The 24,526-nt window shown below is 71.6% G+C and carries 24 protein-coding genes; 6 read left to right on the top strand and 18 right to left on the bottom strand.

Going from position 1 to position 24,526, the window contains the following annotated elements; translation table 11 throughout:
- Positions 1-181 precede the first annotated feature (181 nt).
- Positions 182-2,368: a phosphatase PAP2 family protein gene (locus ACH4UK_RS02750; RefSeq protein ID WP_398354278.1), complete on the top strand. Its 2,187-nt coding sequence runs from the start codon at positions 182-184 to the stop codon at positions 2,366-2,368.
- A 147-nt stretch (positions 2,369-2,515) separates the two neighbouring features.
- Here the strand turns inward: ACH4UK_RS02750 and ACH4UK_RS02745 are convergent, their stop codons facing one another.
- Entirely contained in the window at positions 2,516-3,781 is a 1,266-nt protein-coding gene (locus ACH4UK_RS02745; protein WP_398354277.1) for a cytochrome P450, read from the bottom strand.
- Between the two features lie 341 nt (positions 3,782-4,122).
- Between ACH4UK_RS02745 and ACH4UK_RS02740 the strand changes: the two genes are divergently transcribed.
- Complete coding sequence (locus tag ACH4UK_RS02740; RefSeq protein WP_398354276.1) at positions 4,123-5,301, top strand: steroid 3-ketoacyl-CoA thiolase; 1,179 nt, start codon at positions 4,123-4,125, stop codon at positions 5,299-5,301.
- A gap of 75 nt (positions 5,302-5,376) precedes the next feature.
- Here the strand turns inward: ACH4UK_RS02740 and ACH4UK_RS02735 are convergent, their stop codons facing one another.
- The 6 genes from ACH4UK_RS02735 to ACH4UK_RS02710 form a co-directional block, all read right to left on the bottom strand.
- On the bottom strand, positions 5,377-6,249 hold the full coding sequence (locus ACH4UK_RS02735; RefSeq protein WP_398354275.1) for an ECF transporter S component: 873 nt from the start codon (positions 6,247-6,249) through the stop codon (positions 5,377-5,379).
- The gene (locus ACH4UK_RS02730; protein ID WP_398354274.1) at positions 6,246-7,985 is read right to left on the bottom strand and encodes an ABC transporter ATP-binding protein; all 1,740 of its coding nucleotides are present in this window, start codon (positions 7,983-7,985) and stop codon (positions 6,246-6,248) included. Before ACH4UK_RS02730 ends, ACH4UK_RS02735 begins: the two co-directional genes overlap by 4 nt.
- Positions 7,982-9,157, bottom strand: coding sequence for an energy-coupling factor transporter transmembrane component T (locus ACH4UK_RS02725; RefSeq protein ID WP_398354273.1), 1,176 nt, complete (start codon positions 9,155-9,157; stop codon positions 7,982-7,984). The genes ACH4UK_RS02730 and ACH4UK_RS02725 overlap by 4 nt, the downstream gene beginning before the upstream one ends.
- The gene (locus tag ACH4UK_RS02720) at positions 9,154-9,852 is read right to left on the bottom strand and encodes an SCO2322 family protein (protein ID WP_398354272.1); all 699 of its coding nucleotides are present in this window, start codon (positions 9,850-9,852) and stop codon (positions 9,154-9,156) included. The genes ACH4UK_RS02725 and ACH4UK_RS02720 overlap by 4 nt, the downstream gene beginning before the upstream one ends.
- Positions 9,849-11,099 (bottom strand): prenyltransferase/squalene oxidase repeat-containing protein, encoded by a 1,251-nt coding sequence (locus ACH4UK_RS02715; protein WP_398354271.1) that lies wholly within the window; start codon positions 11,097-11,099, stop codon positions 9,849-9,851. The genes ACH4UK_RS02720 and ACH4UK_RS02715 overlap by 4 nt, the downstream gene beginning before the upstream one ends.
- Before the next feature lie 421 nt (positions 11,100-11,520).
- Positions 11,521-12,558 carry an MBL fold metallo-hydrolase gene (locus ACH4UK_RS02710; RefSeq protein ID WP_398354270.1) on the bottom strand — a complete coding sequence of 346 codons (1,038 nt, stop codon included), beginning with the start codon at positions 12,556-12,558 and terminating at the stop codon, positions 11,521-11,523.
- Between the two features lie 193 nt (positions 12,559-12,751).
- Here ACH4UK_RS02710 and ACH4UK_RS02705 point away from each other — a divergent pair, with 193 nt between their 5' ends.
- Both ACH4UK_RS02705 and ACH4UK_RS02700 read left to right on the top strand, forming a co-directional pair.
- Entirely contained in the window at positions 12,752-14,221 is a 1,470-nt protein-coding gene (locus tag ACH4UK_RS02705; protein ID WP_398354269.1) for an aldehyde dehydrogenase, read from the top strand.
- Positions 14,221-14,454, top strand: coding sequence for a ferredoxin (locus ACH4UK_RS02700; RefSeq protein WP_398354268.1), 234 nt, complete (start codon positions 14,221-14,223; stop codon positions 14,452-14,454). Before ACH4UK_RS02705 ends, ACH4UK_RS02700 begins: the two co-directional genes overlap by 1 nt.
- Before the next feature lie 32 nt (positions 14,455-14,486).
- Here the strand turns inward: ACH4UK_RS02700 and ACH4UK_RS02695 are convergent, their stop codons facing one another.
- The 7 genes from ACH4UK_RS02695 to ACH4UK_RS02665 all read right to left on the bottom strand — a co-directional run bounded on the left by ACH4UK_RS02695 (position 14,487) and on the right by ACH4UK_RS02665 (position 17,830).
- On the bottom strand, positions 14,487-14,891 hold the full coding sequence (locus tag ACH4UK_RS02695; RefSeq protein ID WP_398354267.1) for an Imm50 family immunity protein: 405 nt from the start codon (positions 14,889-14,891) through the stop codon (positions 14,487-14,489).
- Positions 14,881-15,438 carry an Imm50 family immunity protein gene (locus ACH4UK_RS02690; RefSeq protein WP_398354266.1) on the bottom strand — a complete coding sequence of 186 codons (558 nt, stop codon included), beginning with the start codon at positions 15,436-15,438 and terminating at the stop codon, positions 14,881-14,883. Before ACH4UK_RS02690 ends, ACH4UK_RS02695 begins: the two co-directional genes overlap by 11 nt.
- A 53-nt stretch (positions 15,439-15,491) precedes the next feature.
- On the bottom strand, positions 15,492-15,896 hold the full coding sequence (locus tag ACH4UK_RS02685) for an Imm7 family immunity protein (protein ID WP_398354265.1): 405 nt from the start codon (positions 15,894-15,896) through the stop codon (positions 15,492-15,494).
- The gene (locus ACH4UK_RS02680; protein ID WP_398354264.1) at positions 15,893-16,483 is read right to left on the bottom strand and encodes a hypothetical protein; all 591 of its coding nucleotides are present in this window, start codon (positions 16,481-16,483) and stop codon (positions 15,893-15,895) included. Before ACH4UK_RS02680 ends, ACH4UK_RS02685 begins: the two co-directional genes overlap by 4 nt.
- Positions 16,480-16,608 carry a hypothetical protein gene (locus tag ACH4UK_RS02675; RefSeq protein ID WP_398354263.1) on the bottom strand — a complete coding sequence of 43 codons (129 nt, stop codon included), beginning with the start codon at positions 16,606-16,608 and terminating at the stop codon, positions 16,480-16,482. The genes ACH4UK_RS02680 and ACH4UK_RS02675 overlap by 4 nt, the downstream gene beginning before the upstream one ends.
- 137 nt (positions 16,609-16,745) lie before the next feature.
- Positions 16,746-16,949, bottom strand: coding sequence for a DUF397 domain-containing protein (locus tag ACH4UK_RS02670; protein WP_398354262.1), 204 nt, complete (start codon positions 16,947-16,949; stop codon positions 16,746-16,748).
- On the bottom strand, positions 16,946-17,830 hold the full coding sequence (locus ACH4UK_RS02665) for a helix-turn-helix domain-containing protein (protein WP_398354261.1): 885 nt from the start codon (positions 17,828-17,830) through the stop codon (positions 16,946-16,948). The genes ACH4UK_RS02670 and ACH4UK_RS02665 overlap by 4 nt, the downstream gene beginning before the upstream one ends.
- 410 nt (positions 17,831-18,240) lie before the next feature.
- Here ACH4UK_RS02665 and ACH4UK_RS02660 point away from each other — a divergent pair, with 410 nt between their 5' ends.
- Entirely contained in the window at positions 18,241-18,420 is a 180-nt protein-coding gene (locus ACH4UK_RS02660; RefSeq protein ID WP_398354260.1) for a prevent-host-death protein, read from the top strand.
- Positions 18,420-18,794 carry a type II toxin-antitoxin system VapC family toxin gene (locus ACH4UK_RS02655; protein WP_398354259.1) on the top strand — a complete coding sequence of 125 codons (375 nt, stop codon included), beginning with the start codon at positions 18,420-18,422 and terminating at the stop codon, positions 18,792-18,794. The genes ACH4UK_RS02660 and ACH4UK_RS02655 overlap by 1 nt, the downstream gene beginning before the upstream one ends.
- A gap of 38 nt (positions 18,795-18,832) precedes the next feature.
- On the opposite strand, the gene ACH4UK_RS02650 is transcribed toward ACH4UK_RS02655, so the two are convergent.
- From ACH4UK_RS02650 to ACH4UK_RS02635, 4 genes are read right to left on the bottom strand one after another with little or no spacing between them, the layout of a single operon-like run.
- Entirely contained in the window at positions 18,833-20,110 is a 1,278-nt protein-coding gene (locus tag ACH4UK_RS02650; RefSeq protein WP_398354258.1) for an MFS transporter, read from the bottom strand.
- 1 nt (position 20,111) lies between these two features.
- Positions 20,112-21,887 carry a condensation domain-containing protein gene (locus ACH4UK_RS02645; RefSeq protein WP_398354257.1) on the bottom strand — a complete coding sequence of 592 codons (1,776 nt, stop codon included), beginning with the start codon at positions 21,885-21,887 and terminating at the stop codon, positions 20,112-20,114.
- Positions 21,884-23,194: a DUF6271 family protein gene (locus tag ACH4UK_RS02640; protein WP_398354256.1), complete on the bottom strand. Its 1,311-nt coding sequence runs from the start codon at positions 23,192-23,194 to the stop codon at positions 21,884-21,886. The genes ACH4UK_RS02645 and ACH4UK_RS02640 overlap by 4 nt, the downstream gene beginning before the upstream one ends.
- Positions 23,176-24,273: a phytanoyl-CoA dioxygenase family protein gene (locus ACH4UK_RS02635; RefSeq protein ID WP_398354255.1), complete on the bottom strand. Its 1,098-nt coding sequence runs from the start codon at positions 24,271-24,273 to the stop codon at positions 23,176-23,178. The genes ACH4UK_RS02640 and ACH4UK_RS02635 overlap by 19 nt, the downstream gene beginning before the upstream one ends.
- Positions 24,274-24,526: the final 253 nt, after the last annotated feature.

Below are 24,526 nucleotides of genomic sequence, written 5' to 3'. Positions count from 1 at the left end.
GGGCCGGGGCCCGGTCCCGCGGGCTCCGCGGTCGGGGGCGTCGCAGCCCCGTCATCCCCACGGACGAGTTCTTCCGGACCCAAGCAGGATGACAGCCAGGCAAAGAGGGGGTTGATTGTGTCTACCCCGTAGGGCAATGCGAGGCTTCATCCGGCATGGCCCCGACTCGAAGGGGCAGTGCATGGAACGGTGGGAGGGTCGGCGCAGCGTGGTGAATGCGGATCACAGTGTGCGCGGTGACGCGGCGGCGGACGCGGGAGCGGGGGCCTGGCTGACCCGGGCCCTCCTCTGGCTGGTCGTGGCCGTGCTGGCGGTACGGCAGGTGGCGGTGGTGCTCCGGCAGCCACCGGGGGACCGGCTCCTTGATCTGGAGACCTGGACCGGGGAGAACGGCGTCCTGCACCTGACCGGCTCGCTGTACGACAGCGGCCGGTTCACCGGGACGCCCTTCGCCGGGCTGGTCCTGAAACCGCTCACCGCCTCGGCCCAGCAGACCCTGGGCGTCGCGTGGACGTTCGGGTCCCTGCTGCTCGTCGTCGCCCTCGGCATCGTCGCGGCCCGCGCCCTGCCCGCACCGGTGGGCCGTCGGACGGCCCTGCTCGCGGCCCCCGTCGCGATCAGCCTGTTGCTGCTGTCGCTGCCGGTCCGCAACACCCTGCACCTGGGCCAGACCAGCATCCTGCCCGTCCTGCTGGTGCTCCTGGCCTGCCTCGTCGTCCGGGAGCACCGTGCGGCGGGTGTCCTCGTCGGCCTCGCCGCCGCCTTCCAGCCGGTGCTGCTGCTCTTCGCCGCCCTGCTCTGGCTGACCGGCAGGCGACCGGCCGCGGTGAGCGCGGGTGCGACCTTCGCCCTCGCCACGGCCGCGGCCTGGGCCGCGGGCCCGCAGGACTCATGGACGTACTGGGTGCACCATCTCGCGGGTGTCGGGCTGGGGGAGCGGCCGGACAGCCTGGCCAACCAGTCCCTGCACGCGGCGCTGCTCCGGCTCGGCCTCGAGGGCCCCGTGGAGATCGCCCTGTTCCTGGTGCTCGCCGCCGCCGTCGTGGTCCTCGGCCTGCGGCGCGCCGTGCGGTACGCGCAGGACGGCCAGCTGCTCCTCGCGGTGGCCGTGACCGGCTGCGCCGCGATCGCCGTCACGCCGACCGCCTGGCAGCACCAGCTGCTCTGGGTGCTCCTCGCGGTCGTCGGCAAGGTCGGCAAGCGGGCCTCCGACCGGCTGGTCTGGCCGTCCGTGGTGCTGCTGGTCGTCACCCTGCCGGGAACGATGCTGCTGCCGAACATCGAGACGCTCTTCCCCGTACGCGACAACCTGCTGCTCCTCGCGGCGCTCGGCGCGGCCTGCCTCGTCCCGTTCGTGCCCCGCACCTCGCCGTACTGGCAGCACCCGGTCCCCACCGACTACGCGAAACCGGTCGCGGCGCGCTGGAGACGCGTGCCGCTCCTGCCGTTCTGGCGCCGGGTCCTCACCCGCCCCAACCTGCTGCTGGAACTCCTGCTCACCCGGGTCGTCTACGACGCCTACGCCCAGGTCCGTCTCGCCGCCCGCGCGGGCCGCCCGCTCGCCGAGGAGCACGGCCGGCAGATCCACGCCATCGAGCAGTGGCTGCACATCGACATCGAGCACTGGGTCAACCACGCGGTCGTCCAGATCACCTGGCTGCGCGAGTTCTTCGACTACTACTACTCCACGTTCCACTTCATCGTCCCGCTGACGATCCTCGGCGTGCTGTACGTGCGCCGCCCCGCCGACTACCGCTGGGTCCGCTCGTCCATCGGCTTCGCCACCCTGCTGGCGCTCGTCGGCTTCTGGCTCTACCCGCTGGCCCCGCCCCGGCTCATGCCCGGCCTCGGTTTCATCGACACCGTCCACGGGGTGCAGGACTTCGCGAAGCCCGACTACGGAACGCTGACCACCGTCACCAACCAGTACGCGGCGATGCCGTCGCTGCACTTCGGCTGGTCGCTGTGGTGCGGTGTGGTGATCGTGATGCTGGCCCCGAAGCTGTGGATGAAGGCGCTCGGCCTGCTGCACCCGCTCTTCACGATCGCCGCGATCGTGGCGACCGCCAACCACTGGGTGCTCGACGCGGCCGGCGGGGCCCTGGTCGTCTCGCTGGGCTTCGGGCTGACGTATCTGCTGTCGGGACCGCGGAGGCTGCTCACCGGGCAGGAACAGGCGGCCGGGACGGCGGCGCAACCGGCGAAGTCGGCGAGGTCGGCGAATCCGCAATCCGCCGAATCCGCCGACCCTGCCGCCCTCCCCGAGTCCACCGCCCCCGCCGAATCCACCGCCCCCGCCCCCACCGGATCCGCCGACTCCACCCTCGTACCGGAGCGCGAACCCGCCGAAAAGGTCGGCGGCAAGTAGCGGGGGCCACCGGCAGAGCGCACCGGGCAGAGCAGGCCGAAGGGGTGCGGGCACGGTTGAAAACCGTCCCGGCACCCCTTCGGCGTGGATCGCCGCGTCCTCCATGGTCCGCCCGCCCGGCCTCGACCGCCACTCGGACGGGCGGTGTCAGGAGGCCGTCGTCGTGGCCGCCGCCGTGGTCACCTGGAGCTGCTTGATCCCGTTGAGCCAGGCCGAACGCAGCCGTCGCGGATCCTCCAGGAGCCGCAGATCGGGCAGCACGTCGGCGATGGCGTTGAAGATCAGGTCGATCTCCATCACGGCCAGCGACTTGCCGAGGCAGAAGTGCGGACCTCCGCCGCCGAAACCGAGGTGCGGGTTGGGGTCGCGGGTGATGTCGAAGGCCTCCGGAGCGTCGAACACCTCCGGGTCGTTGTTGGCCGAGGAGTAGAACAGCCCCACCCGCTCGCCCTTCCTGATCCGCTGACCGCCCAGCTCCACATCCTGGGTGGCGGTCCGCTGGAAGGAGACCACCGGCGTCGCCCAGCGCACGATCTCCTCCGCCGTCGTCTTCGGGCGCTCCCGCTTGTAGAGCTCCCACTGCTCGGGGTGGGTCAGGAAGGCGTGCATGCCGTGGCTGATCGCGTTGCGCGTCGTCTCGTTCCCCGCCACCGCGAGCAGGATCACGAAGAACCCGAACTCGTCGGAGGACAGGTTCCCTTCGCCCTCCGCCGCGACGAGCCGGCTCACGATGTCCTCGGCCGGGCACTCCTTGCGCGCCGCCGCCAGGTTCATCGAGTACGCCACGATCTCCATCGCCGCCTCGGCGCCGACCTCCTCGGTGATCGCGTACTCCGGATCGTCGTACGCGGCCATCTTGTTGGACCAGTCGAAGATCTTGGAACGGTCCTCCTGCGGTACGCCGATGAGCTCGGCGATGGCCTGGAGCGGGAGCTCCACCGCGATGTTGGTCACGAAGTCGAAGGAGCCGTCGCCGTCCGCCGACGCGAGGGCCGTCTCGACGATGGAGCGGGCCCTGCTGCGCAGGGCCGTCTCCAGGGAGCGCACCGCGCGGGGGGTGAAGCCGCGCTGGACGATCTGGCGGACCCGGGTGTGTTCCGGCGGGTCCATGTTCAGCATGATCAGCTTCTGGACGTCGATCTGGTCGCGGCTGATCGTCTCGTTGAAGCGGATGACGGCGGTGTTGGTGTTCGAGGAGAACAACTCCGGGTGCGTGGAGACGTACTTGACGTCCGTGTGGCGGGTGACGACCCAGTAGCCCTCGTCGCCGAACCCGGAGATGTTCGGCGGCTGGGTGCACCACCAGACCGGCGCGGTCTCCCGCATCAGGGCGAACTCCGCGTGCGGCACACGGTCTTGGAGGAGATCGGGGTCGGTGAAGTCGAACCCGTCGGGCAGATGGGGGCAGCGCATGGGCACCTCTCCACTCCGGATCTGATCGCGAACCGTCCGACGGGCCGCCGGCCGGCTCACCGGCTCACCGGCCCCCGGCTCCCTGGCGTCCTGACGGACCATCAGAAGGTGCCCGCAAGGTAGTAACGAGTTCTACAAGTGGCAAGAGCCGTGGCCTGATCTGTTGCCTCCGGCGTCGGCGCGGGTCCGCCGCCTCGCCGGGCGGCGCGCGTGCGGTGCGTGCACGCCCCTTGCGCAGCCGGGCCGCCGTCACGAGACTGCTAGCAGAACTAGAACGCGTACTAGTTCCTTCCGCGGGCGCCGGGACGCCCCCAGCGGAAGCGCGAGGAGAGGACGAGCTCATGGCCGCGGAACCCGTCATCGTCGAAGCCGTACGCACCCCCATCGGCAGGCGCGGAGGCGCACTCGCCAATCTGCACCCCGCCTATCTGCTGGGTGAGACCTACCGTGAACTTCTCGGCCGCACCGGCATCCAGGCCGACTGCGTCGAACAGATCGTCGGCGGCACCGTCACCCACGCCGGCGAGCAGTCCATGAACCCGGCCCGCAACGCCTGGCTGACCGTGGGCCTGCCGTACGAGACCGCCGCCACCACCGTGGACTGCCAGTGCGGCTCCTCGCAGCAGGCCTCCCACATGGTCGCCAACATGGTCGCCGCCGGGGTCATCGACGTGGGCATCAGCTGCGGCGTCGAGGCGATGTCCCGGGTGCCGCTGGGCAGCGGCTCCAAGCACGGCCCGGGAAAGCCCTGGCCCGACGAGTGGAACGTCGACCTGCCCAACCAGTTCGAGGCCGCCGAGCGCATCGCCCGCAAACGCGGCCTGACCCGGGAACGGGTCGACGCCCTCGGCCTGCTCTCCCAGCAGCGGGCCGCCGCCGCCTGGGCGGAGGAGCGCTTCAAGCGCGAGACGTACGCCGTCCAGGTCCCGACCACCGAGGAGGAGCAGGCGGCGGGCCAGGGCATGTGGCGGCTCGTCGACCGGGACGAGGGGCTGCGGGACACCTCGATGGAGGCGCTCGCCGGGCTGAAGGCCGTCATGCCGAGCGCGATCCACACCGCGGGCAACTCCTCGCAGATATCGGACGGGGCCTGCGCGATCATGTGGTCCTCCAAGCGCATGGCGCGGGCCCTGAAGCTCAAGCCCCGGGCGCGGATCGTGGCCCAGGCGCTGGTCGGCTCCGACCCGCACTACCACCTCGACGGTCCGATCGACGCGACCCGGGCGGTGCTCGGCAAGGCCGGCATGTCCCTGCGGGACATCGACCTCGTCGAGATCAACGAGGCGTTCGCCTCGGTGGTGCTGAGCTGGGCGCAGGAGTTCGAGGCGGATCTCGACGGCCTGGAGAAGGTCAACGTCAACGGCGGCGCGATCGCGCTGGGCCACCCGGTCGGCGCGACGGGCGCCCGGCTGATCACCACGGCCCTGCACGAACTGGAACGCCGCGACAAGGAGTTCGCGCTCATCACGATGTGCGCGGGAGGGGCCCTGGCGACGGGCACGATCATCCAGCGACTGTGACCCTCCGAAGACCGCCACGGCCCTGAGCGACCGTAACGGCCGGATCCAGGTGAGCCCGGGGCCGTCCCCCTCGGACTACACCTCGGACTGCGCCTCCGACTGCGCCTCCGACTTCCCCTCGGGCTCCCCGAACGCGACGCGCGCGTCGAAGGCGGCGCGGCGGGTGGCCCGGCGCAGCGCCTTCAGCAGCGTCGGGCCGAGCGTGACCGTCAGAACCACCGTCAGCACCGCCCGCCCCAGGTCCCAGCCCAGCGAGGTCGCCGCGCAGTAGGCGAGGAAGCGCACCAGGTTCTCGTGCAGCGGGTCGCCCCCGACGAACGAGATCCCCGATCCAAGACCGCCGATGAGCGTCCAGCCCTGCAGATTCATCACCGTGCCGTACGCGAACGCCGCCACGCAGCCGTACGCCGTCAGCATCGCCAGCTCCGCCCGCCCGCGCAGCCGGTCCGCTCCCGGCAGCAGGCCCGCGCCCATGGTGAACCAGCCCATCGACAGCATCTGGAACGGCATCCACGGCCCGACCCCGCCGGTCAGCAGCGCCGAGGCGAACATGGTCACCGAGCCGAGCACGAAACCGAAACCGGGACCCAGCACCCGGCCGCTCAGCACCATCAGGAAGAACATCGGCTCCAGGCCCGCCGTCCCCGCCCCCAGCGGGCGCAGCGCCGCCCCGACCGCCGCCAGCACACCGAGCATCGCGACGGCCTTCGCGTCCATCCCGGACTCGGAGATCGTCGCCACGACCACCGCGACGAGCAGTGGCAGCAGCGCCGCGAACAGCCAGGGCGCGTCCTTCGCGTGCGCGAGCCCGGACCCGGCGTCCGCCAGCAGCGGCCACCCGAAGGCGACCACACCGACGGCCCCGGTCAGCAGCAGGACGGCGACCGACTTCGGCCCGAGCCGCACGGGCCGGGCTCCTCGTTCCCGTACCTCCGTGGTCCCGCTCACGCTCCCGCCTCCAGCGCGCCGCGCACCTGGGACACGGTCAGCCACTCCTGCGGGGCCAGGATCTTCGCCGTCTGCGGGGCGAACGCGGGGGAGGAGACCACCACCCGCCCGGTCGGGCCGTCCGCGACGACCTCCCCGTCGGCGAGGATCACCACCCGGTGCGCCAACTCCGCCGCCAGCTCCACATCGTGGGTCGCCAGGACGATCGCATGCCCCTTCGCCGCCAGCCCGCGCAGTACGCCGACGAGGCGGGCCTTCGCCGCGTAGTCCAGGCCCCGCGTCGGCTCGTCCAGCAGCAACAGCGGCGGGCGGCCCGTCAGCACGAGCGCCAGGGCCAGGGCGAGGCGCTGGCCCTCGGAGAGATCCCGGGGATGGGTGTCGTCCCCGACCCCCGGCAGCAGCTCCGACACCAGCGCCCGGCAGGTGCCCTCCGCCGCCCCCGCGTCCCGGTCGGCGGCCGCGCACTCGGCGGCCACCGTGTCCGCGTACAGCAGATCGCGGGGCTCCTGCGGTACGAGGCCGACCCGGCGCACCATCGCCCTCGGGTCGGTCCTGGCCGGGGCCAGGCCGCCGACGCGCACGGTGCCCGCGGTGGGCTCGATCATGCCCACGAGGGCCCCGAGCAGCGTGGACTTGCCGGCCCCGTTGCGGCCCATCAGGGCCACCGTCTCGCCCGGGGACACGGTGAGCGTCACCCGCCGCAGCGCCTCGACCCGGCCGCGCCGCACCCCGAGCCCCTCGACCCGGGTGACCGGATCGGCGACCGGCGCGACGGGCGTCCCGGCCCCTCGCCCCAGGAGCCGGGCGAACCGTCCGGGCCGGGGGGCGTGCGGCACGGGCGGGGGCGCGACGGACGGATCGGACGACGCCCCCGGGGCCACGGGCGGCTCCGGGGCCGACGCGGCCGCCGGCGGTGACGCGTCCGCCAGCCGGTCCCGCAGCGCGCCCGCCCCGCGCCGGGCGTCCCGTACCGACAGGGGCAGCGGGTCCCAGCCCGCCAGCAGTCCCAGCTCGGCCACCGGCGGGCGCACCGGCGACACCTTCATGATCCCGGCGGGCGGCCCCATCACGGGGGCGGCGCCGGGGGCGGGCAGCAGGACGACCTGGTCCGCGTACTGCACGACCCGCTCCAGCCGGTGCTCGGCCATCAGCACGGTCGTGCCGAGGTCGTGGACCAGCCGCTGGAGCACCGCGAGGACCTCCTCGGCCGCCGCCGGGTCCAGTGCGGAGGTCGGCTCGTCCAGCACCAGCACCTTCGGATGCGGGGTGAGCACCGAACCGATCGCCACACGCTGCTGCTGGCCGCCCGACAGGGTCGCGATCGGCCGGTCGCGCAACTCGGCCAGGCCCAGCAGATCGAGCGTCTCCTCGACCCGGCGGCGCATCACGTCGGGGGCGAGCCCCAGCGACTCCATGCCGTACGCGAGCTCGTCCTCGACGGTGTCCGTGACGAAGTGCGCGAGCGGATCCTGGCCCACCGTGCCGACCAGATCGGCCAGTTCGCGGGGCTTGTGCGTCCGGGTGTCGCGGCCGCCCACCGTGACCCGGCCGGACAGCAGCCCGCCCGTGAAGTGCGGGACGAGCCCGGAGACCGTACCCAGCAGAGTCGACTTGCCGACCCCGGACGGGCCGACGAGCAGCACCAGTTCGCCCTCGGGCACCGTGAGGTCGACGCCGGACAGCGTGGGACGCTCCGTGCCCTCGTACCGCACGGCCACCCGCTCGAACCTGATCACGCCTGCTCCTTGCTGCGATGCGCCGGTTTCCCGGTTCCCCGGGCCGACGGCGGTACGGGGGCGACCAGCGCGGGCAGCAGCCCGATCAGCACCGCGGCGGCGGGCCACAGCGGCAGCACCGGCGCGGTCAGCGGTACGACACCGGGGCGCAGCGCGTCCGGATCCGCGGCGCCCGCCCAGATCATCGCCGCCGCGACCGCCGCACCCGAGCACGCCACCAGCCAGGCCCGCACCCCCCACCGGTCCGGGCGATAGCGGGTGCGCACCGAGCGGCGGCCGCCGAGCCGCAGCCCGGCCATCGCCGTGACCAGCCCGGCCAGCAGCAGCGGCAGCCCGTACACCGCGCCCTGGGCGGCCAGCAGCCCGTAGGTGCCGGCGCACACCCCGAGCAGCCCGCCCAGGGTGAGGACGTTCGTGGTGTGCCGGACGGCGGCCGGGACCTGGGCGGTACGCCCGTACCCGCGCGCGTCCATCGACGCGGCCACCGCCACTGACCGCTCCAACGCGCCCTCCAGCACGGGCAGCCCGATCTGCGCCACGGCCCGCACCCCACCGGTCGGCCGGCCCCGCAGCCGGCGCGCGGTGCGCAGCCGGACCACATCGGCCACCATGTTCGGCGCGAAGGTCATCGCGACCACGACGGCGACCCCCGCCTCGTACAGCGCACCGGGCAGCGACTTCAGCAGCCGCGCCGGGTTGGCCAGCGAGTTCGCCGCGCCGACGCAGATCAGCAGGGCGGCCAGCTTCATCCCGTCGTAGAGGGAGAAGACCAGCTGTTCGGCGGTGACCCGGCCGCCGATCCGCACCCCCTGCGCCCAGTCGGGCAAGGGAAGTTCGGGGAGGACGAACACGGTGTGCGAACCGGGGATCGGCGACCCGAGGAAGACGGAGAACACCAGGCGCAGCCCCACGACGAACAGCCCGAGCTTGACGAACGCTCCGTAGGAGCGGGCCCACGGCGCGTCCGTGCGCCGCGCCGCCACCACATAGCCCGCGACGCCCACCAGCAGCCCGAGCAGCAGCGGGTTCGTCGTCCGGGACGCGGCGGTGGCCAGCCCCAGCGCCCACAGCCACCACGCCCCGGCGGGCAGCGCGTTGCCGCGGTCCGCCTCGGGGGCGTGCAGGGCGCGGCGCGGCAGCCGGGCCCGGGGCGGGGCCGGGGAGGCGGTCACCGGCGGCGGCGGGCCTGGACCACGGCGGCGATGCCCAGCAGCAGGACGGCGCCGACGCCGACGAGAAGCCCGACGGACGGACCGCCGCCGTCGTCTCCCTCGTCCCCCCGCTGGTCATCGGCCGTCTTCGCAGGGGCGGACGGCTTCGCGCTGCCGGCGTCGCCGGACACCTGCTCGCCGCAGCCGGACCGCGGATAACCGGAGATCGCGCAGAGCATGGCGCTGCTGTCGTACCGCAGCGGCTTCGCCACCGCGGCGAGCGCCTCCGCACTGCTGGCGTCCGGCGCGACCTGCGCGCACGCGGTGCGCGGGGCGGGCGGCTTCTCCCCGTCCGGGGCGTCCGCCGCCGTGCCCGGGTCGATCACCAGCGCCACCCGCTTGGAGCCGTCCTTCGCCGGGGTGCCCGCGCAGATCGCCCCGAAGTCGGGGGCGCGGCGCGGCTGGGCGGCATCGCCGGAGTCCTTGCTCACGGCGAACCGGAAGCCCTGGACCGTACCGTCGTCCGGGCGCAGGAGGGACGGCCCCTGGGTGGCGTACTCCCAGTTCTTGCCGTTGCCCTCCCAGAAGGACCAGTAGCGGTAGCCGGCGGCCTCCGCGCTCCCCGCGCCCAGCAGGACGGCCGAGGCGGCGACCAGGGCGGCCAGCAGCGCGACGACGGGATTCCGCAGGCGCGCCGGGACCGGTGCACGCCTCACGGCTGCTGCTTCTTCCGGCGCATGCTGAGCAGGAAGCCGATGCCCGCGCCGAAGACGAGGCCGATGCCGATCAGCCACCCCAGGCTCAGCCCGCTGTCGTCGCTGTCGGTGCCGCTGGAGGGCTGCGGGCCGGTCGGGGTGGGCGAGGGGAGGGCGGTGGCGGCCGGGGAGGGGCCGGTCGCGTTCAGCTGCTTGACGAGGTCGACGCCGCCGAAGGTGCGGGCGTCCGCACCGGTGGCGTGCGCCGCGAGGATCAGCTGAGCGGTGGCGGCCGGGCCGCCCTGCTTCGCCCAGCCGGTGGCGTTCTTCTGCAGCCAGGCGACCGAGGCCTCGGCCTTGTCCTTGTGCCCGGAGGCGGCCAGCGCGACGACCGCGTCCGCGGTGTTGCCGTAGTCGGGCTGCGGCGCGGAGTCCTCGGCGCCCGGCATCGGGGCCTGCTCCAGATACGGCGACTTCTTCAGCGTGTCCGCGAGGAAGGAGGAGCCGTTCTGGGCGCTCTGCTCCGGGCTGAGGTCGTCGCCCTTCGTGCAGGTGGGGGCCTTGACCGCGTTGGACGTGCCGGACGCGATGCCCTTGCCCATCAGACCGAGCACCGAGGCCGCGGTGGCGTCCGAGTTGGCGGTCAGCTCGCCCTTCTTGCCCGGCTGGTAGGCGAACGCGCCGCCGTCCTCGTCCCCGCAGGGGATGGCCAGCGCCTGGAGCGCGGTGTACGGGGTGCTGCCGTCGGCGGTGGTGATCTCGTTGACCGGGATGCCGGTCCGGGCGAGCGCGCCGATCACGATGGACGTGGAGTTCGCGTCGCTGGGGCTGCCGGGGTTGTAGCCCCAGCCGCCGTCCTCGTTCTGCACGGACTTCAGCCAGTCGGCGCCGTTGTTAGCGGCGTCCCGGTGCTGGTTCACCTCGACGAGGGCCTGCACGGCGATGGCGGTGGCGTTGGTGTCCATCACCGTCGACGCGTCACAGGGCTTGGAGGCGTCCCGGTACGAGGTGAACGCACCGCTGTCGCACTGCTGGCCCACCAGCCAGTCGACGGCGGCGGTGGCCGGAGTGACGTACTCGATTTTCTGCGCGAGGAAGGCCAGCGACTGCCGCCACACCCCGTCGTACGTGGGGTCCGTGGTGCCGTAGAGCCCGGCCGGCAGATCGGCCGACGGGGAAGGACTCGGCGCGGCGACCGCTACGGGTGCGGCCGCGCCCAGGAGCACGGCGGTGGTCGCGAGCGCGGCTGCGCTGCGGCGTACGGTCATGGCTGGCTGGGCCTCTCCTGCGAGGGCCGGACTCCCCGGGCGCACGAGGGCACCGGGCTCCGGCCCCGTATGCCTCGACGGTGCCGGCCACCGGGGTTCCGGTGGCCCGAGCCGGTCACGCTCCGCGGAGGGCGGTCCGGCTGCCGTCGGGGACGGCTCACGGGTGGGGCACTGCGCCGGATTCGCACCGGCTTCCCCCTGTACGGGCATGATGACGACCTGCTCACTCTACCGGTCCGTAGGGGAGGGGCCGGGAGCTCGCGTCGCGATGTACGTCACCGGGGGCTGGGGGGCTCGGGCATCGGGGCGTCGGGGCGTCTGGGCATCGAGGGCCTCCGGGGCTCAGACCGCGCCTCCGGGGCTAAGGCCGTGCCTCCGCGGCTCAGACCGCGCCTCCAGGACTAAGGCCGTGCCTCCGGGCTCAGACCGCGATGTACGTCACCGGGGGCCCGCCCGGTACGGCCTCCGCGCGGCCGAGCTTCACGAGCCGCCGCAGATGGGACTCGGCCTCCGACACGGCGATCGACCGCGAACCGTGCGGGATCTGCTCCCAGGGCCGGTTCCACTCCATCCTCTCGGCCACCTGCCACGGGGTGAGCGGCGTGGCGAGCAGCGTGCGGAGCCCGGTCAGCCGCTCCTCGTGATGGTCCAGCAGCTCCCGCACCCGCCCGCCCGCATCGGTGAACGCGTGCTGATGCGCGGGCAGCACCTCGGCCACCCCGAGCCCCCCGATCCGCTCCAGCGAGGCGAGGTAGTCGCCGAGGGGGTCGGTGACGGCGTCGTCGTCGGGGTCCTCGTACAGCCCGATGTGCGGACTGATCCCGGGCAGCAGATGGTCGCCGGAGAACAGCCGCCCGTGCCCCGGCAGCCCGGCGGGATGCCGCTCCTCCAGGTGGAGGCAGACGTGGCCAGGGGTGTGTCCGGGAGTCCAGACGGCGCGCAGCCGCCGCCCGGCGAGGTCGAGCAGCTCGCCGGGCACGATCTCCCGGTCGGGCAGGGCGGGGCGCAGGCCGGGCAGGGTCCGGAGGCGGCCGCCGTTGCGGGCGGCGCGCAGCGGGGCGAGGTGGTCGTCCGGAGCGCCGACGGCGGCGAGCTTGCGGCTGAGGTAGTCGAGCCAGGTGCCGGGCTCGGATTCGCGGGTGCGCCGGACGATCGCGGTGTCGGCCTCGTGCATCGCGATCCAGGCCCCGGAGGCCTCGCGGACCTGGCCGGAGAGCCCGTGGTGGTCGGGGTGGTGGTGGGTGATGACGACGCCGTGGATGTCCGTGACGGCGGAGCCGAGGGCGGTGAGCCCGGCGACCAGGGTGTCCCAGGAGGCCGGGTCGTCCCAGCCGGTGTCGATGAGGACCGGCCCCCGGTCGGTGTCGACGAGGTGGACCAGGGTGTGGCCCAGGGGGTTGTCCGGGATGGGGACCTTGATGCTGTGGACGCCTCCGCCGTGGTCGGTCACCTGCGTCATGGGCTCCCCATCTCTGCCTGGGCTCGGCGTGCACTGTGCCCACTGTAACGAGAACTTGTTCCAGTGGTAGCCCAGGTCTACCAAATCCTTGGTGTGCGGGGCGGTCCGCGCCGTGGACTCCTGGAACAGGAACTGGTATCAGTTCTGACGAACAGTCAGTTACGGGTGCACGGGTTCGCGGGAGGCAACGGCCATGACGGAACTTACGGAGCTTGTGGAACACGGACAACTGTTCATCGGCGGGGAGTTCACCGATCCGCTCGGCACCGAGGTCATCGAGGTGATCTCCCCGCACACCGAACAGGTCATCGGCCGTGTGCCGCACGCCTCCGAGGCCGACGTGGACCGGGCGGTCGCCGCCGCCCGCCGCGCCTTCGACGAGGGCCCGTGGCCGAGGATGAGCCTGGACGAGCGGATCGCGGTGATCACCCGGATCAAGGACGCGTTCGCCGTACGCCACGAGGAGTTCGCCCGCCTCATCAGCGCCCAGAACGGCACCCCGTACAGCGCGAGCGTCATGGTGCAGGCGCTGGCCGCGATGATGGTCTGGGACTCCGCGATCACGGTGGCGCGCACGTTCCCGTACGAGGAGCGGCGCGACGGCGTCCTCGGCCCCCTGCTGGTCCGCCGCGAACCGGTCGGCGTGGTGGCGGCGGTCGTCCCGTGGAACGTCCCCCAGTTCACGGCGGCCGCGAAGCTGGCCCCGGCGCTGCTGGCGGGCTGCACGGCGGTCCTGAAGGTCTCCCCGGAAACCCCCCTGGACGCCTATGTACTGGCGGAGATCGCGGCCGAGGCGGGCCTGCCGCCCGGGGTCCTCTCCATCCTCCCGGCCGACCGGGAGGTCAGCGAGTACCTGGTGGGCCACAGGGACGTCGACAAGGTCTCCTTCACCGGCTCGGTGGCCGCCGGCCGCCGCGTGATGGAGGTGGCCTCCCGCAACCTCACCCGGGTCACGCTGGAGTTGGGCGGCAAGTCGGCGGCGGTGATCCTGCCGGACGCGGACCTGGAGGCGGCGGTCGCGGGCATCGTCCCGTTCGCCTGGATGATCAACGGCCAGGCGTGCGTGGCCCAGACCCGCATCCTGGCCCCACGCTCCCGCTACGACGAGATGGCCGAGGCGTTCGCGGCAGCGGCGGGCGCGCTGCGGGTGGGCGACCCCCTGGACCCGACCACCGAACTCGGCCCCTTGGTGGCCCGCCGCCAGCAGCAACGCTCCCTGGACTACATCCGGTTGGGCCAGGAGGAAGGCGCCAAGATCCTGACCGGCGGCAACCGCCCGCCCGCCCAGGAGCGAGGCTGGTACGTCGAACCCACCCTCTTCGGCTCGGTCGACAACTCCATGCGCATCGCCCGCGAGGAGATCTTCGGCCCGGTGATCTGCCTGATCCCGTACGGCGACGAGGACGAGGCGGTCCGCATCGCCGACGACTCCCCGTACGGCCTCAGCGGCAGCGTCTGGACGGCGGACACGGAACACGGCATCGACGTGGCCCGCCGCGTCCGCACGGGCACGTACAGCGTGAACACCTTCAGCCTCGACATGCTCGGCCCGTTCGGCGGCTACAAGAACTCCGGCCTGGGCCGCGAGTTCGGCCCCGAGGGCTACGGCGAGTTCTTCGAGCACAAGATGATCCACCTGCCCGCCGGCTACCGGGAGGCGTGATGGGCGACCGCTGGCACGTGGAGGTCGACCGCTCGGTCTGCATCGGCTCCGGCATGTGCGTCAACCACGCCCCGGACGGCTTCCACCTGGACTCGGCTCGCCAGTCCCACCCGACGGAGGAGGACCGGGACGCGGGCGAACAGATCCTCGCGGCGGCGGAGGGCTGCCCGGTGGAGGCGATCATGCTGACGCTGGCGGGGTCGGGGGAGGTGGTGTTCCCGCCGGAGGAGTGAGACGTTTCCGGTCCTAGTCCTTTCCCGCGTGGCTACTCGGCTTGGGAAACTAGCCCAACGCGCGCAGCGGCGAGACTTACCGTGCGCGCCCGAAAAGCGGCTGAGCTGCCCTCCGACGTGACGGTAACCATCAGAGTTTCATCCGTTTTGCGCCGGATGGAAACTTCCTTGCACCCAGGATCTGCCCACCCCTGGATGTCTAGTTCATGTACTCCGGAGAAGAAGAGGTAGAAGGTGAAGGAATTGTATTCCTTTCCCTGCCACTCGGGCCTGATGCGCGCCGGGGTCTGAGCGGTTTGGAATCCTAGTGTGATGCTGTCTTTCCGCTCATCTGCAAGCATGTGGAACAGGTCGCAGCGACTGAGATCCGGCCCCTCGTCGTACAAGCTGTAGATGGATTGTGGGTCATCGAGGACGCTAGGCCAATCAGCGGTCATAGAAATTGCTCACATGCGTGTCGGGGATGGAGGAAAATCTGCGCGCATCGATGGGGCGCAGGAAGCTGTGAGGAACCTCGTCCGATCCGGATTCAGCAGCCCGGAAGGAGCTGATGTGGCCGATAGTGAGGGAATCGCTGCAGCTGAAGTGGAATTCTAGACCCGCGCCACTGATGTTCGTTTGAATTGTCCAGTCGTTCAGACGAGAAATGTCGATGTCGACGGAATTCGGGGGAATCCAACCGCGCACGGTAAGGTCGTCGACAGCTGCAAACTGGACATGGACCTGCATCGTGTTGTGTCCCAGCGCGGACCATTCGGGTGGGGCGTGTTCTGGATATCTAGGAAGGTCGATCCGAATCGTCAGTGTAGGTCCGCGCCAGTCGAGATAGAAGGACCTCAGGCGTACCGAATCCAGTGATGGGATGGCGGAGTACAGGGAATGGAGAGTATGTGAGTTGACCGCCAGATCGGCCCAATGAGGAGTCATGCGATCGACGGCGAAGAAGCCAGCAAAGACATGGGGATCGGATACTCCTCGGGTCAATGGTGCCTCGGTTATCGAAACCTTGATTTACTATCTATGAAAGCAAGAGAAGATCAGTCCTCGATGACAGGCTGGACCGGTGAGAGGAATGGGTCCAGGCGAGTCTGAATTCCTCCCCTGGCCATAACGCGAACACGAAATCCCCCCTGCCCCGGGGGAGTCTCCATATCCTCAGACCTCTCATAGAGAAGCCCCCACGAGCCGGGGAAGCGAATGGCGATGTAATGCATGAGTTCATCCAGCTCTCTGGCTTCGTCTCGGCGGCGATTCATGAGCCCATTGGCCGTCACGAAGAACTGGCCATTGTGGACGTTCATTGTGAGCGCACCGGTCGACCAGTCGATCTCTGCAATTCGACCCTGAAGTTCGGTGATGCCCGAGCTGAGTGTTCCCGTGTCTGATTCTTCCGTTGATTCTGAAATTCCGAACCAGCCGTGAAATTCATACATGGCGCTCATTCTGGTGGATTGAAGTCGATTACAGAGGCAATCCCGCAACGGCGAGTGTATTCATTGATCTTTCTCAGGGCCTCCGGGGCGGGCTGTCCTTCGAAGTGGAACCCGGTGTCCTTCCACTGCTGCTTCACCTCACCATGGGCCTCGGTGAACGAGTCCACGCTCCAGTCCGGGTCGTCCCAGGCATGCTGCTTGCTGATCGAGTCCCAGCTCTTGCCCTTGACCTCGTCCTCGGACAGGTAGGGGTTCCCGTTGGTGGAGTTCACCACGATCTTGAGCGAGTCCTTGACGTACTGCTCCTGCTCGGCGAACGAGCCCACCGACAGGCCCAGGCCGGCAGCGAGATCGCAGCCCCGCTGCGACAGGGCCCGCACTCCCCACTCCCAGCGGTTGCAGAACGTCTCGAACCTCGAGGTCAGCCCGCCGTGCCCCAACTCCAGTCCGGAGAGGGCGAGGTCCGAGAAGCCCCGGCCCGCCGTCGCCTGCCCGGTCATGCCGAGTTCCTTCAACTCGGTGTGCGCCAGGTCGACGCCCTTCGCGATCTGCGCCGACGTCGCCGGCGGCACCAGATCCGCGTTCTCCCCGTTCATCCCGTCTCCCCCAGATCGACCGCCACATGGTCGGGCACGATGCCCGCGACCGGCGGAAACAGCACGCCGTCCGTGCTTCCCGCATCCAGCGCGACTCCCGCCGGGCCCGGCAGCATCGGCACCATCACATCCAGCAGACGCGCGCCGAGAATCCTGCGGTACGCCCACTCCCGCTCGCCGTCGCCCGCAGCAACGCCGAAAAGCGGCCAGGCGCACTTCGGAGATGGGGGCCGGCCGCCGTGCCCTCCGCCCTCGGCCGGGCTTACGCCAGGTCGCCGACGAAGGCCCGCCAGGCGTCGCGGCCGAAGGTGATGACGGGGCCGGCGGGGCGGGTGCTGTCGCGGACCGGGATCAGGTGGGGGAGGTGGTGGGCGACCTCCACGCACTCGTTGTTGCCGCCGCTGTACGAGCTGGTGTGCCACCGTGCGTCCGACAGGTCCGGCGTGGCGTGGTGTGAGCTGTTCATGCTTGATGCTCCTTGGCCCTGCGGTGGATGACAGCGCGGGACTCGGCCGGGGAGAGCGCAGAGGTGCGCGCGGCGGCGAAGAGGTCCTGGTAGCGCGAGACGTCCGCCTCCCGTTCCAGCCACACGGAGCCGGACGGGTTGTCCGCCAGGACCACGTCTAGCGCTCCCTCCTCGGGAAATCCCAGGACTACGTACGGGCCGAACATACTCGTATGAGCTCCGCGCGAGAACGGCAGCACCTGCACCGTCACGTTCGGGTGCTCGCAACTGGCCAGGAGGCGCTCCAGCTGCGCGTTCATCACCCGCGCACCGCCGACCTGCTGGAGAAGCGCGGCTTCCGACAGCACGGCCCACAGGTGAAGCGGGGTGTCGTCCACGAGCCGTTCCTGTCGCGCCAGGCGGACGTGGACGAACTGTTCGATCTCGTCCGCCGTCTGCCACTGGCTTGAGGCCACGGTGACCGCGCGGATGTAGTCCGGGGTCTGGAGCAGGCCGGGAATCAGCTGAGGCTGGAAGGTCCGGACGGAGCCCGCCATGGCTTCCAGCGCGATGTAGTCGCGGTAGGTGTCGGCCAGCACATCGCCGTACTCGTTCCACCAGCCCTCCCTGCGCCTGCGATGGGCCTTGCGGGCGAGGGCGGCGAGACGGTCGCGGATCTCCTGGTCGGAGAGCTGGTACGCGTGCAGCATCGCTGTCAGGTCGGGGAGGCGTACCGCCACGCGGCCGTTCTCGATCCGGCTGATCTTGCCCTTGGTGCAGTCGAGGGCCTCTGCCGCCTGGCTGGTGGTCAGTCCGGCCTTCTCGCGCAACCGCCGCAGCTTGTCGCCCAGTTGGCGGCCGAGGACGGTCGAGGTGTTGGCGGCGGTGCTCTTCGCGTGCATGGGACCACCTTTAGCAAAGCGGAGGCTCTGTTGGGGGTGCGGTTACCCGAAAGAGGGAAAAATGATGCCGAGGCTATCGGCAACGTTGCATTTAGGGATGTTGGGCCTCCATTCTGCTGGTGAACGCGCGGGGCGATCGGGCGAACCGACCGCTCCCGCATCGGACTTGAGCCGAACTGCGAGCATGTGGGGACTGTGATGGGTGAAGTGTGTCGAGTCGGCCTTCGGATCGTTCGCTGCCGCGGCAGCGTTCCCCGGGCACGTGCCCCGCTCCGGGCGGAGGCCGTGACCCCCGCCGCCCTTGCCTCGCCGGTGGCGGCCGATCCGGCGGTGACGTCGTGAGGAGGCTCTGGCGCAGGCTTCGTCGGCGTTCCGCGGGTCACGCCGGGCCGCGCTTCCGGGGGACCCTCATGCGGCTCGCCGGAGGCGGTGTGATCGTGATCAGCCGGGCGGGCGAGCCGGTGGCCCCGGTGCTGATCCGGGCGACCGTCCGGCGCTCCGGGCGTGGCTCGTTGCGCGGGCAGATTCGGATGGCTCGCCACTACGACGAGCCGCACCCCGGTATCGCCTCCGCCTTCGGGATGGTGTGATGCGCCTTCTCCTCGACACCCCGGTGGTCCTGTGGTGGCTCGACGACTCCCCGGAACTCACGGCGGCGGACAAGCGCCTGCTCGACACGACGGACGCCGTGCACATCAGTGCCGTGAGCCCCTGGGAGATCACCTTCACCCAGCACTTCGGCCTGCTGGAGGGGCCGGGCGACCTTGCCGAGCGCGTGCGCGACCTCGCGTTCCCGAGCCTGCCCGTCACCGCCGCGCACGGGGTGCGGGCCGGGCGGCTGCCGATGGTCCACGAGGACCCCTTCGACCGGCTGCTCGTCGCTCAGGCGCAGGCCCATCGGCTGGTCCTCGTCACCCGGAACGCCTGGATCCCGCGGTACGACGTACCGGTCATGCGGGTCTGACCCGTTCCCCCGTGTACGACGTACCGGGGGGAGAGGGGTCAGAGCGCCGGTTCGGCGGCCGGGTTCGTCCGCAGTGCGCCCTCCGGGGCCCGCCGCAGTGCGCGGATCGCCGGGACGCCGAGCATGACGGCCAGCAGGACGCACGACATGACCGACGAGAAGATCAGCACCTCGTTCGCGCCGAACGCGTCCGCCGCCGGACCCGCCAGGGCGCGGCCGAGCGGGATGACCATGATGGAGCCCGCGACGTCGTACGCGGAGACGCGGCTCAGGACCGTCAGCGGGATGTGCGACTGGACGCTGGTCGCCCACATCACGCCCCAGAACGCGAAGCCGTAGCCGGCGATGACGTGGGCCACGGCCGTGGCCGCGAAGGACCATTCCAGCGCCGGGGCCAGGGGGTTGAGCGCGAAGCAGAGCATGGCCAGGGCGCCCGCCACCAGAGGGCGGCGAGGGCGGACCCGCATGCCGATCAGGCCACCGATGATCGTGCCCGCGCCGTCCGCCGAGGCGATCCAGCCGTAGCCGCTCGCCCCGTGCTGCTCGATCATCAGCGCCGCGCCCAGCGGCAGCGCGGGGCCGAACACGAACAGGCCGTAGACGGACCAGACCGCGATGACGCCCCACAGCCACTGGCGGGACCGGAACTCCTGCCAGCCCGTCGCCAGCCTGCGCCACATCGGGGCGTCGCCCTCGTCGCGGACCGTGTGCAGCTTCCGCAGGGGGAGCAGGACCAGCGCGCTGAGCGCGTACGCCGCCGCGATGACCACGTACGAGCCCGAGACCTGCCAGTACGCGACCAGGATGCCCGCCAGGCCGGGGCCGAGCAGGGTGCTCAGGGCCTCGGAGATCCGCAGCAGCGCGTTGGCCTTCTGGATGTCCTCGGCCACCCGGGGGACCATGCTCGCCATGCCGGGCTGGAACATCGCCGTCGCGGCCCCGCTGAGCGCCATCAGCCCCATGATCTGCCACAGCGGAACGCTGTCGGACCGGAAGAGCAGCGCTCCCAGCGTGAGCATGGCCAGCATGCGCACCAGGTCCGCGCAGATCATCATCAACTGGGGAGTGAACCGGTCGGCCAGCACCCCGCCGAACAGCACCAGCAGGACGATCGGGGTCATCCACGCGGCCAGCGCGTACCCGACCCCGCTCGCTCCGTGGCCCGCTCCCAGGACGGCCGTGGTGAGGGACACCATCAGCATGCCGTCGGCCAGCAGCGAGGCGCTGCGGGCCGTGAAGAACAGCCGGAAGCGGTGCGACCGCCAGGGACTGGGCAGCGGCTCGGGCTTCTGGAGGGTCGTGTCGTCAACGCTCATGTCACACCTGCCGGCTCCTGCCGGTCCCTTCCTCGATGATCTGCAGCCGACGCCATGCGTCGCTCCGGTCCGCTTCGGCCGGCGGGTGGTCGACCAGTACGTAGCGGCTCGGCGCGAGTACGCCCGTACCGCCGTGGGCGGGGACCGCCCTCATCAGCGCCTCGTGGGCGCCGGCCGGGGTCAGGGCCGTGTCGTCGCCGCGCGCCAGGTACGCCGTGAGGGCCGGCGGCGACCCCGCGTCGTCGTGGTCCGTCGCGATGTGCGCCGGCCGACCGCCCACCGCCTTGCCCAGGGCGTCCCGGACGGCCTCCGGGGACACCCAACAGCCGTCCACCCGCAACCAGTCGGCGTCGCGCTCGGCCCGCCCGACACCCGTCACCCCGGTGAGCTCGTCCAACGGCACGTCACCCTCGGCGGCCGCCTCCAGCAGTCGCACCAAGCCCGTCAGGAAGCCCTCCGCCTCCTCCGGGGTGAACAGCGCGGGGTCGGCCCACAGGGAGATGTGGAGCTGGGGCGTCGTCTCGTACGTGAACGCCAGCAGGCGTGTCGGCAGCGCCTGGAACGGGCCCCAGGCCAGATCCAGTTCGGCTCCGCCGCGGTCCGGCGGCGCGGCCGAGAGGAGCGTGGCCGGAAGCACGCTGACGTCGTTGAAGACCACGTCCCGCGCGAAGTGGCTGCCCCGCTCCCCGGTGACCCGCTCGATCATCTCCCACAGGCGTACGGAGTCGAACTGGCTGTGCCGGTAGGCGTTGAGCGCCGCGCCCCAGGTCTTGCGGACCAGCGTGTCGAAGGACGGGACCCGGACGTCCAGGCAGAGCAGCGCGTCCTGGGACAGGGTGTTCACCGACCGGGCGATCCTGGGGTGGAACCGGTTGGAGGTCGGGACGGCGGTGACGCAGGAGTCCTGGCCGGCCCGGTGGGCCACCAGCGCGCACCAGGCCGCCAGCAGCACGGTGGCCTCCGGGTTCCCGGTGCGCCCGGCGGCCCCGGCGAGCGCCCGTGCGCCCCGCCGGGACCGGAGCGTCAGCTGCCGGGCCCGGCCGTCCGCGCCCGCCGCGCGCGGCTCGGCGAACATCTCCTGCGGCTCGGTGCGGATGATGCGCTCCCAGTACCGCAGGGACGCCTCCGACTTCCGCTTCCCGGCGGGGGAGGCCTCATCGGCGGCCAGGTCGAGAGGGGAGAAGGCGGCCGGGGCCGGGAGCCGCTGTCCTGCCAGCAGGGCGAGGAACTCCTCCCGCAGGACGGCCAGCGCACTGCCGTCCGTCACCGCGTGGCTGGAGGCCAGGGCGGCGTGGACGGGTACGCCGTTCAGGGTGAGCAGCGAGATCCGCAGGGGGAACTCCCGGTCCAGCGCGAAGCGGCCGGCGCGGGCGGACCTGGCCACCGACTCGGCGTACCGCGCGGGCTCCTCGGGGGCCTCCGGGTGGTCGACGACGGTCACCGTGAACGTGCCCTCGGCCGCCACCACCTGCTCCACGGGCGCGGTCCCCGGGGCGTGCGGGAACGTGGTGCGCAGTCCTTCGTGGCGCAGGGCCAGGGTGCGCAGGGCGTCGACGACGGCGTCCAGGCCGGCGCCCGGGGGGATCGGCCACACATCGTGGTTGTTGATGTGCTCGGGGTCGTCCCGCAGGATGCAGCGGATCATGTTGGCCTGGCCCATGGTGAGGGGGCCGCGGCGCTCGTCACCGCCCGCGTAGGCGACGGTGACGGTACGCGGGGCGTGCGGGGTGCACGGGGGGTTCGGGGGCATGGTGTCCTTGCCTGCGGCGGAGTTCATCGGGTCGCGGTCAGGCCCGCGTCGGCGCTCGCACGGGTCAGCGCCTCCCAGTGGTCCATCAGGTGCGCGAAGTCGGCCATGTCGTCGCGGGCCTCGTCCAGGAGCCGGGCTCGGCGGTCGGCGAGCGCGTCCGCGACCGTCGTGTAGCGGCCGCCCAGCCGCCGGTGGGCGCGGTCGAGGACGTCCAGGCGGCGGGTGTTCTCGGCGCGGTCGAGCCCCACGCTGTCCCGGACGAACCCGGCGACCGCGGCGGCCCGGAGGTGTCCCTCGGCGTCGAGCAGCGCGTCGCCGGCCGCCGCCGTCCTCGCGTACACGGCGTCGAGGTAGGTCTTCGACAGCAGGAACTTCGCGAACCGCAGCTGGTAGGCGAGGAACCCGGCGTCCGTGCGCCGTTCCTCCGTATGGAAGTTGACGATGTGCCGGTTGTGCTGGACGCCGGGCAGCCGGGCGTCGTGGACGAGGTGGAGCAGGAAGTAGTCGCTGCCGATGGTGTCGGTGGCGGGCGGCAGCGGTACCCGGCTGTAGACCTCGTGGTCGAGCCCGATGTTGCACATGTCCACCTGCATCGGACCGATGGGCGCGAGGGTGGTGCGGTCGCCGTCGAACGCGGTGTTCCCGGCTCCCCGGAAGGACGCGTCGATCAGATGGTCGCGCCAGATCGCCGGGTAGCCCTCGGGTATCGACAGGCCGACCAGCTCGCGGTACGTGTCCGGGTCCCGTTCGCGGATCTCCGCGACGTCCACCGACATCTCTCCGACGAAGGAGCCGCCGGTCATCGCCACCCGCCGGTCCTCGGAGCCCGGAGCCAGCTTGCTCCGGGTCGTCGACTCCCGTACATCGGCCGCCCGTCGGCCCAGGTGGGCGAGTTCCTGGTGGAGGGGGAAGACCGGTTCGCCGTCGACGTGCTGATATCGGCTGTCGGAGTCCCGGCGGTGGACGGAGGTGCAGCCGAGGGCCTGCGCGATGAGGAACGCCCGGTTGGTGCAGGCGCCGTAGGAGACGCGGGCCGGCAGCATCAGCTCCAGCAGCCGGTCCGGCCGGGCTCCGCCGGAGCGGACGGTCACCTCGCGCAGGAAGGCGCGCTGCTGGTCCTCGTCGAGGTGGTGGACGGTCACACCGGCGGACGGCGGCAGCGCGGCCACCGCCTCCCGATGCCCGGCGAGCACCGGCGCGGGGGAGGAGTCCAGGACGAGCAGCTGCACCTCGACGCCGAACTCCCGTGCCCCGTAAGCCGCTTCCTCGCCGACCGCGGCGATGGTCGCGGCGCACGCACGGTGCGTGGGCAGGGTCAGACAGACACGGCGCACGAGGTCTCCCCGCTCTGCGTGGCGGGCGGCGTCTCCTCGACCGGGTCCTGCCAGGAGGCGAGCCCCAGCAGCCGGTCGCCCAGGGGGTTCAGCTCGGCCGTGGGATAGCGCTTGGACTCGTGCAGCACCGGGTCGCCGACCAGGGTGCGGTTCCAGCGCGGGGTGCGCAGGTGGCGCCAGGACTCCACCCGGGATGTGCGCAGCCGCTCGTGCTCCTCCAGCGCGGGCATCATCGACAGGTACTGCACGGCCCGCACCCCGCTCTCGGAGAGGTTGCGCGCCACCCCGTGCGCCAGCAGACCGTTCCAGATGAGCAGGTCGCCGGGGCGCAGATCCGGTCGTACGACGGGGAGTTCGTCCCGGTCGATGTCCGGGCGCAGGGGGTCCCGGTCCCCGGGCTGACCGGTCTTCCAGGAGTCGAACCGCCGGAACAGCTCCGGGCAGCACTGGAAGCCGCCCGTCTCCGGCCGGGTGTCGTTGAGCGCGATGATGCCCTGCACCCGCTGCGGCGGCACGGCGAGCGTCGTGTCGATGTCCCAGTGCAGCTCGATGTCGAAGCCCCGGTCCGTCGGCTCGATCAGGGCGCGGTCACGGTTGCCCCGGTTGGGCGGGTTGAGGTTGAGCCGGTCCAGCGTGACCCACAGCTCCTCGCAGTCCCATACGTCGACGAAGGCGTCGTACACCCGCTGCGCCTGCCGGTTGTTCCAGAGGAGCTGGTGGTGGTAGGCCTCCACGAAGCCGTAGATGAGCAGCTGCTGGTCCAGCTCGGAGCGCAGCGGCCGGTCCTCGTACCAGCTCTCCGGCCGTTCGGGGTCCAGGCCCTGGAACTCCCAGGTGAAGTCCAGCAGTTGTCGGGCCACCGGGGCCGGGACCGCTTCCCGGACGATGACGTAGCCGTAGGTCTGCCAGTGGGCGAAGTCCTCCTCGGACAGCACCCGCAGCGGACGCGACTTGTCGAGCTCCCGCAGCGCCGTCTGGGCGAGGTAGGCCTCGCCGTCCGCGCTGAAGTACGGGATGTCCGAGGCCGCGCGGTGCAGGCGGGGCCGGCGGCGAGGGGTGGGGGTCGTCATGAGGTTCATGGCAGGTTCTTCTCCTCGGCCGGCCCGTGCGGCGGCCCCGGAGAAGGGGTCGGCCGCGGACGGCAGGACGGTTGGCAGTGCCGTGGTGGGAGGAGCCGTGACCACGTCGATCAGCAGGATTGGTCCAGACCGCCCGGACTGTCAAGTGCCCGGCACATATGGGGATATGGGATACGGTCGTGCACCCGGCGGCCGGAGAACCGATACCTGCCGTTCGGTATCTTTGGTCTAGACAACAAGCGGGCGACAGGCC

The organism is Streptomyces sp. NPDC020884, from assembly GCF_044333935.1.
GTDB lineage: Bacteria > Actinomycetota > Actinomycetes > Streptomycetales > Streptomycetaceae > Streptomyces.
This window is presented reverse-complemented; position numbering and strand designations above follow the sequence as displayed.

Excerpts from the sequence above, each read along its gene's own strand:
- ACH4UK_RS02670 (WP_398354262.1), bottom strand. The coding sequence starts at position 16,949 with ATGAACAGCTCACACCACGCCACGCCGGACCTGTCGGACGCACGGTGG.
- ACH4UK_RS02680 (WP_398354264.1), bottom strand. The coding sequence starts at position 16,483 with ATGAACGGGGAGAACGCGGATCTGGTGCCGCCGGCGACGTCGGCGCAG.
- ACH4UK_RS02685 (WP_398354265.1), bottom strand. The coding sequence starts at position 15,896 with ATGAGCGCCATGTATGAATTTCACGGCTGGTTCGGAATTTCAGAATCA.
- ACH4UK_RS02650 (WP_398354258.1), bottom strand. The coding sequence starts at position 20,110 with ATGAGCGTTGACGACACGACCCTCCAGAAGCCCGAGCCGCTGCCCAGT.
- ACH4UK_RS02665 (WP_398354261.1), bottom strand. The coding sequence starts at position 17,830 with ATGCACGCGAAGAGCACCGCCGCCAACACCTCGACCGTCCTCGGCCGC.
- ACH4UK_RS02645 (WP_398354257.1), bottom strand. The coding sequence starts at position 21,887 with ATGAACTCCGCCGCAGGCAAGGACACCATGCCCCCGAACCCCCCGTGC.
- ACH4UK_RS02660 (WP_398354260.1), top strand. The coding sequence starts at position 18,241 with ATGCGGCTCGCCGGAGGCGGTGTGATCGTGATCAGCCGGGCGGGCGAG.
- ACH4UK_RS02750 (WP_398354278.1), top strand. The coding sequence starts at position 182 with ATGGAACGGTGGGAGGGTCGGCGCAGCGTGGTGAATGCGGATCACAGT.
- ACH4UK_RS02655 (WP_398354259.1), top strand. The coding sequence starts at position 18,420 with ATGCGCCTTCTCCTCGACACCCCGGTGGTCCTGTGGTGGCTCGACGAC.
- ACH4UK_RS02700 (WP_398354268.1), top strand. The coding sequence starts at position 14,221 with ATGGGCGACCGCTGGCACGTGGAGGTCGACCGCTCGGTCTGCATCGGC.
- ACH4UK_RS02705 (WP_398354269.1), top strand. The coding sequence starts at position 12,752 with ATGACGGAACTTACGGAGCTTGTGGAACACGGACAACTGTTCATCGGC.
- ACH4UK_RS02745 (WP_398354277.1), bottom strand. The coding sequence starts at position 3,781 with ATGCGCTGCCCCCATCTGCCCGACGGGTTCGACTTCACCGACCCCGAT.
- ACH4UK_RS02715 (WP_398354271.1), bottom strand. The coding sequence starts at position 11,099 with ATGACCGTACGCCGCAGCGCAGCCGCGCTCGCGACCACCGCCGTGCTC.
- ACH4UK_RS02635 (WP_398354255.1), bottom strand. The coding sequence starts at position 24,273 with ATGAACCTCATGACGACCCCCACCCCTCGCCGCCGGCCCCGCCTGCAC.
- ACH4UK_RS02675 (WP_398354263.1), bottom strand. The coding sequence starts at position 16,608 with ATGGTGCCGATGCTGCCGGGCCCGGCGGGAGTCGCGCTGGATGCGGGA.
- ACH4UK_RS02695 (WP_398354267.1), bottom strand. The coding sequence starts at position 14,891 with ATGACCGCTGATTGGCCTAGCGTCCTCGATGACCCACAATCCATCTAC.
- ACH4UK_RS02740 (WP_398354276.1), top strand. The coding sequence starts at position 4,123 with ATGGCCGCGGAACCCGTCATCGTCGAAGCCGTACGCACCCCCATCGGC.
- ACH4UK_RS02710 (WP_398354270.1), bottom strand. The coding sequence starts at position 12,558 with ATGACGCAGGTGACCGACCACGGCGGAGGCGTCCACAGCATCAAGGTC.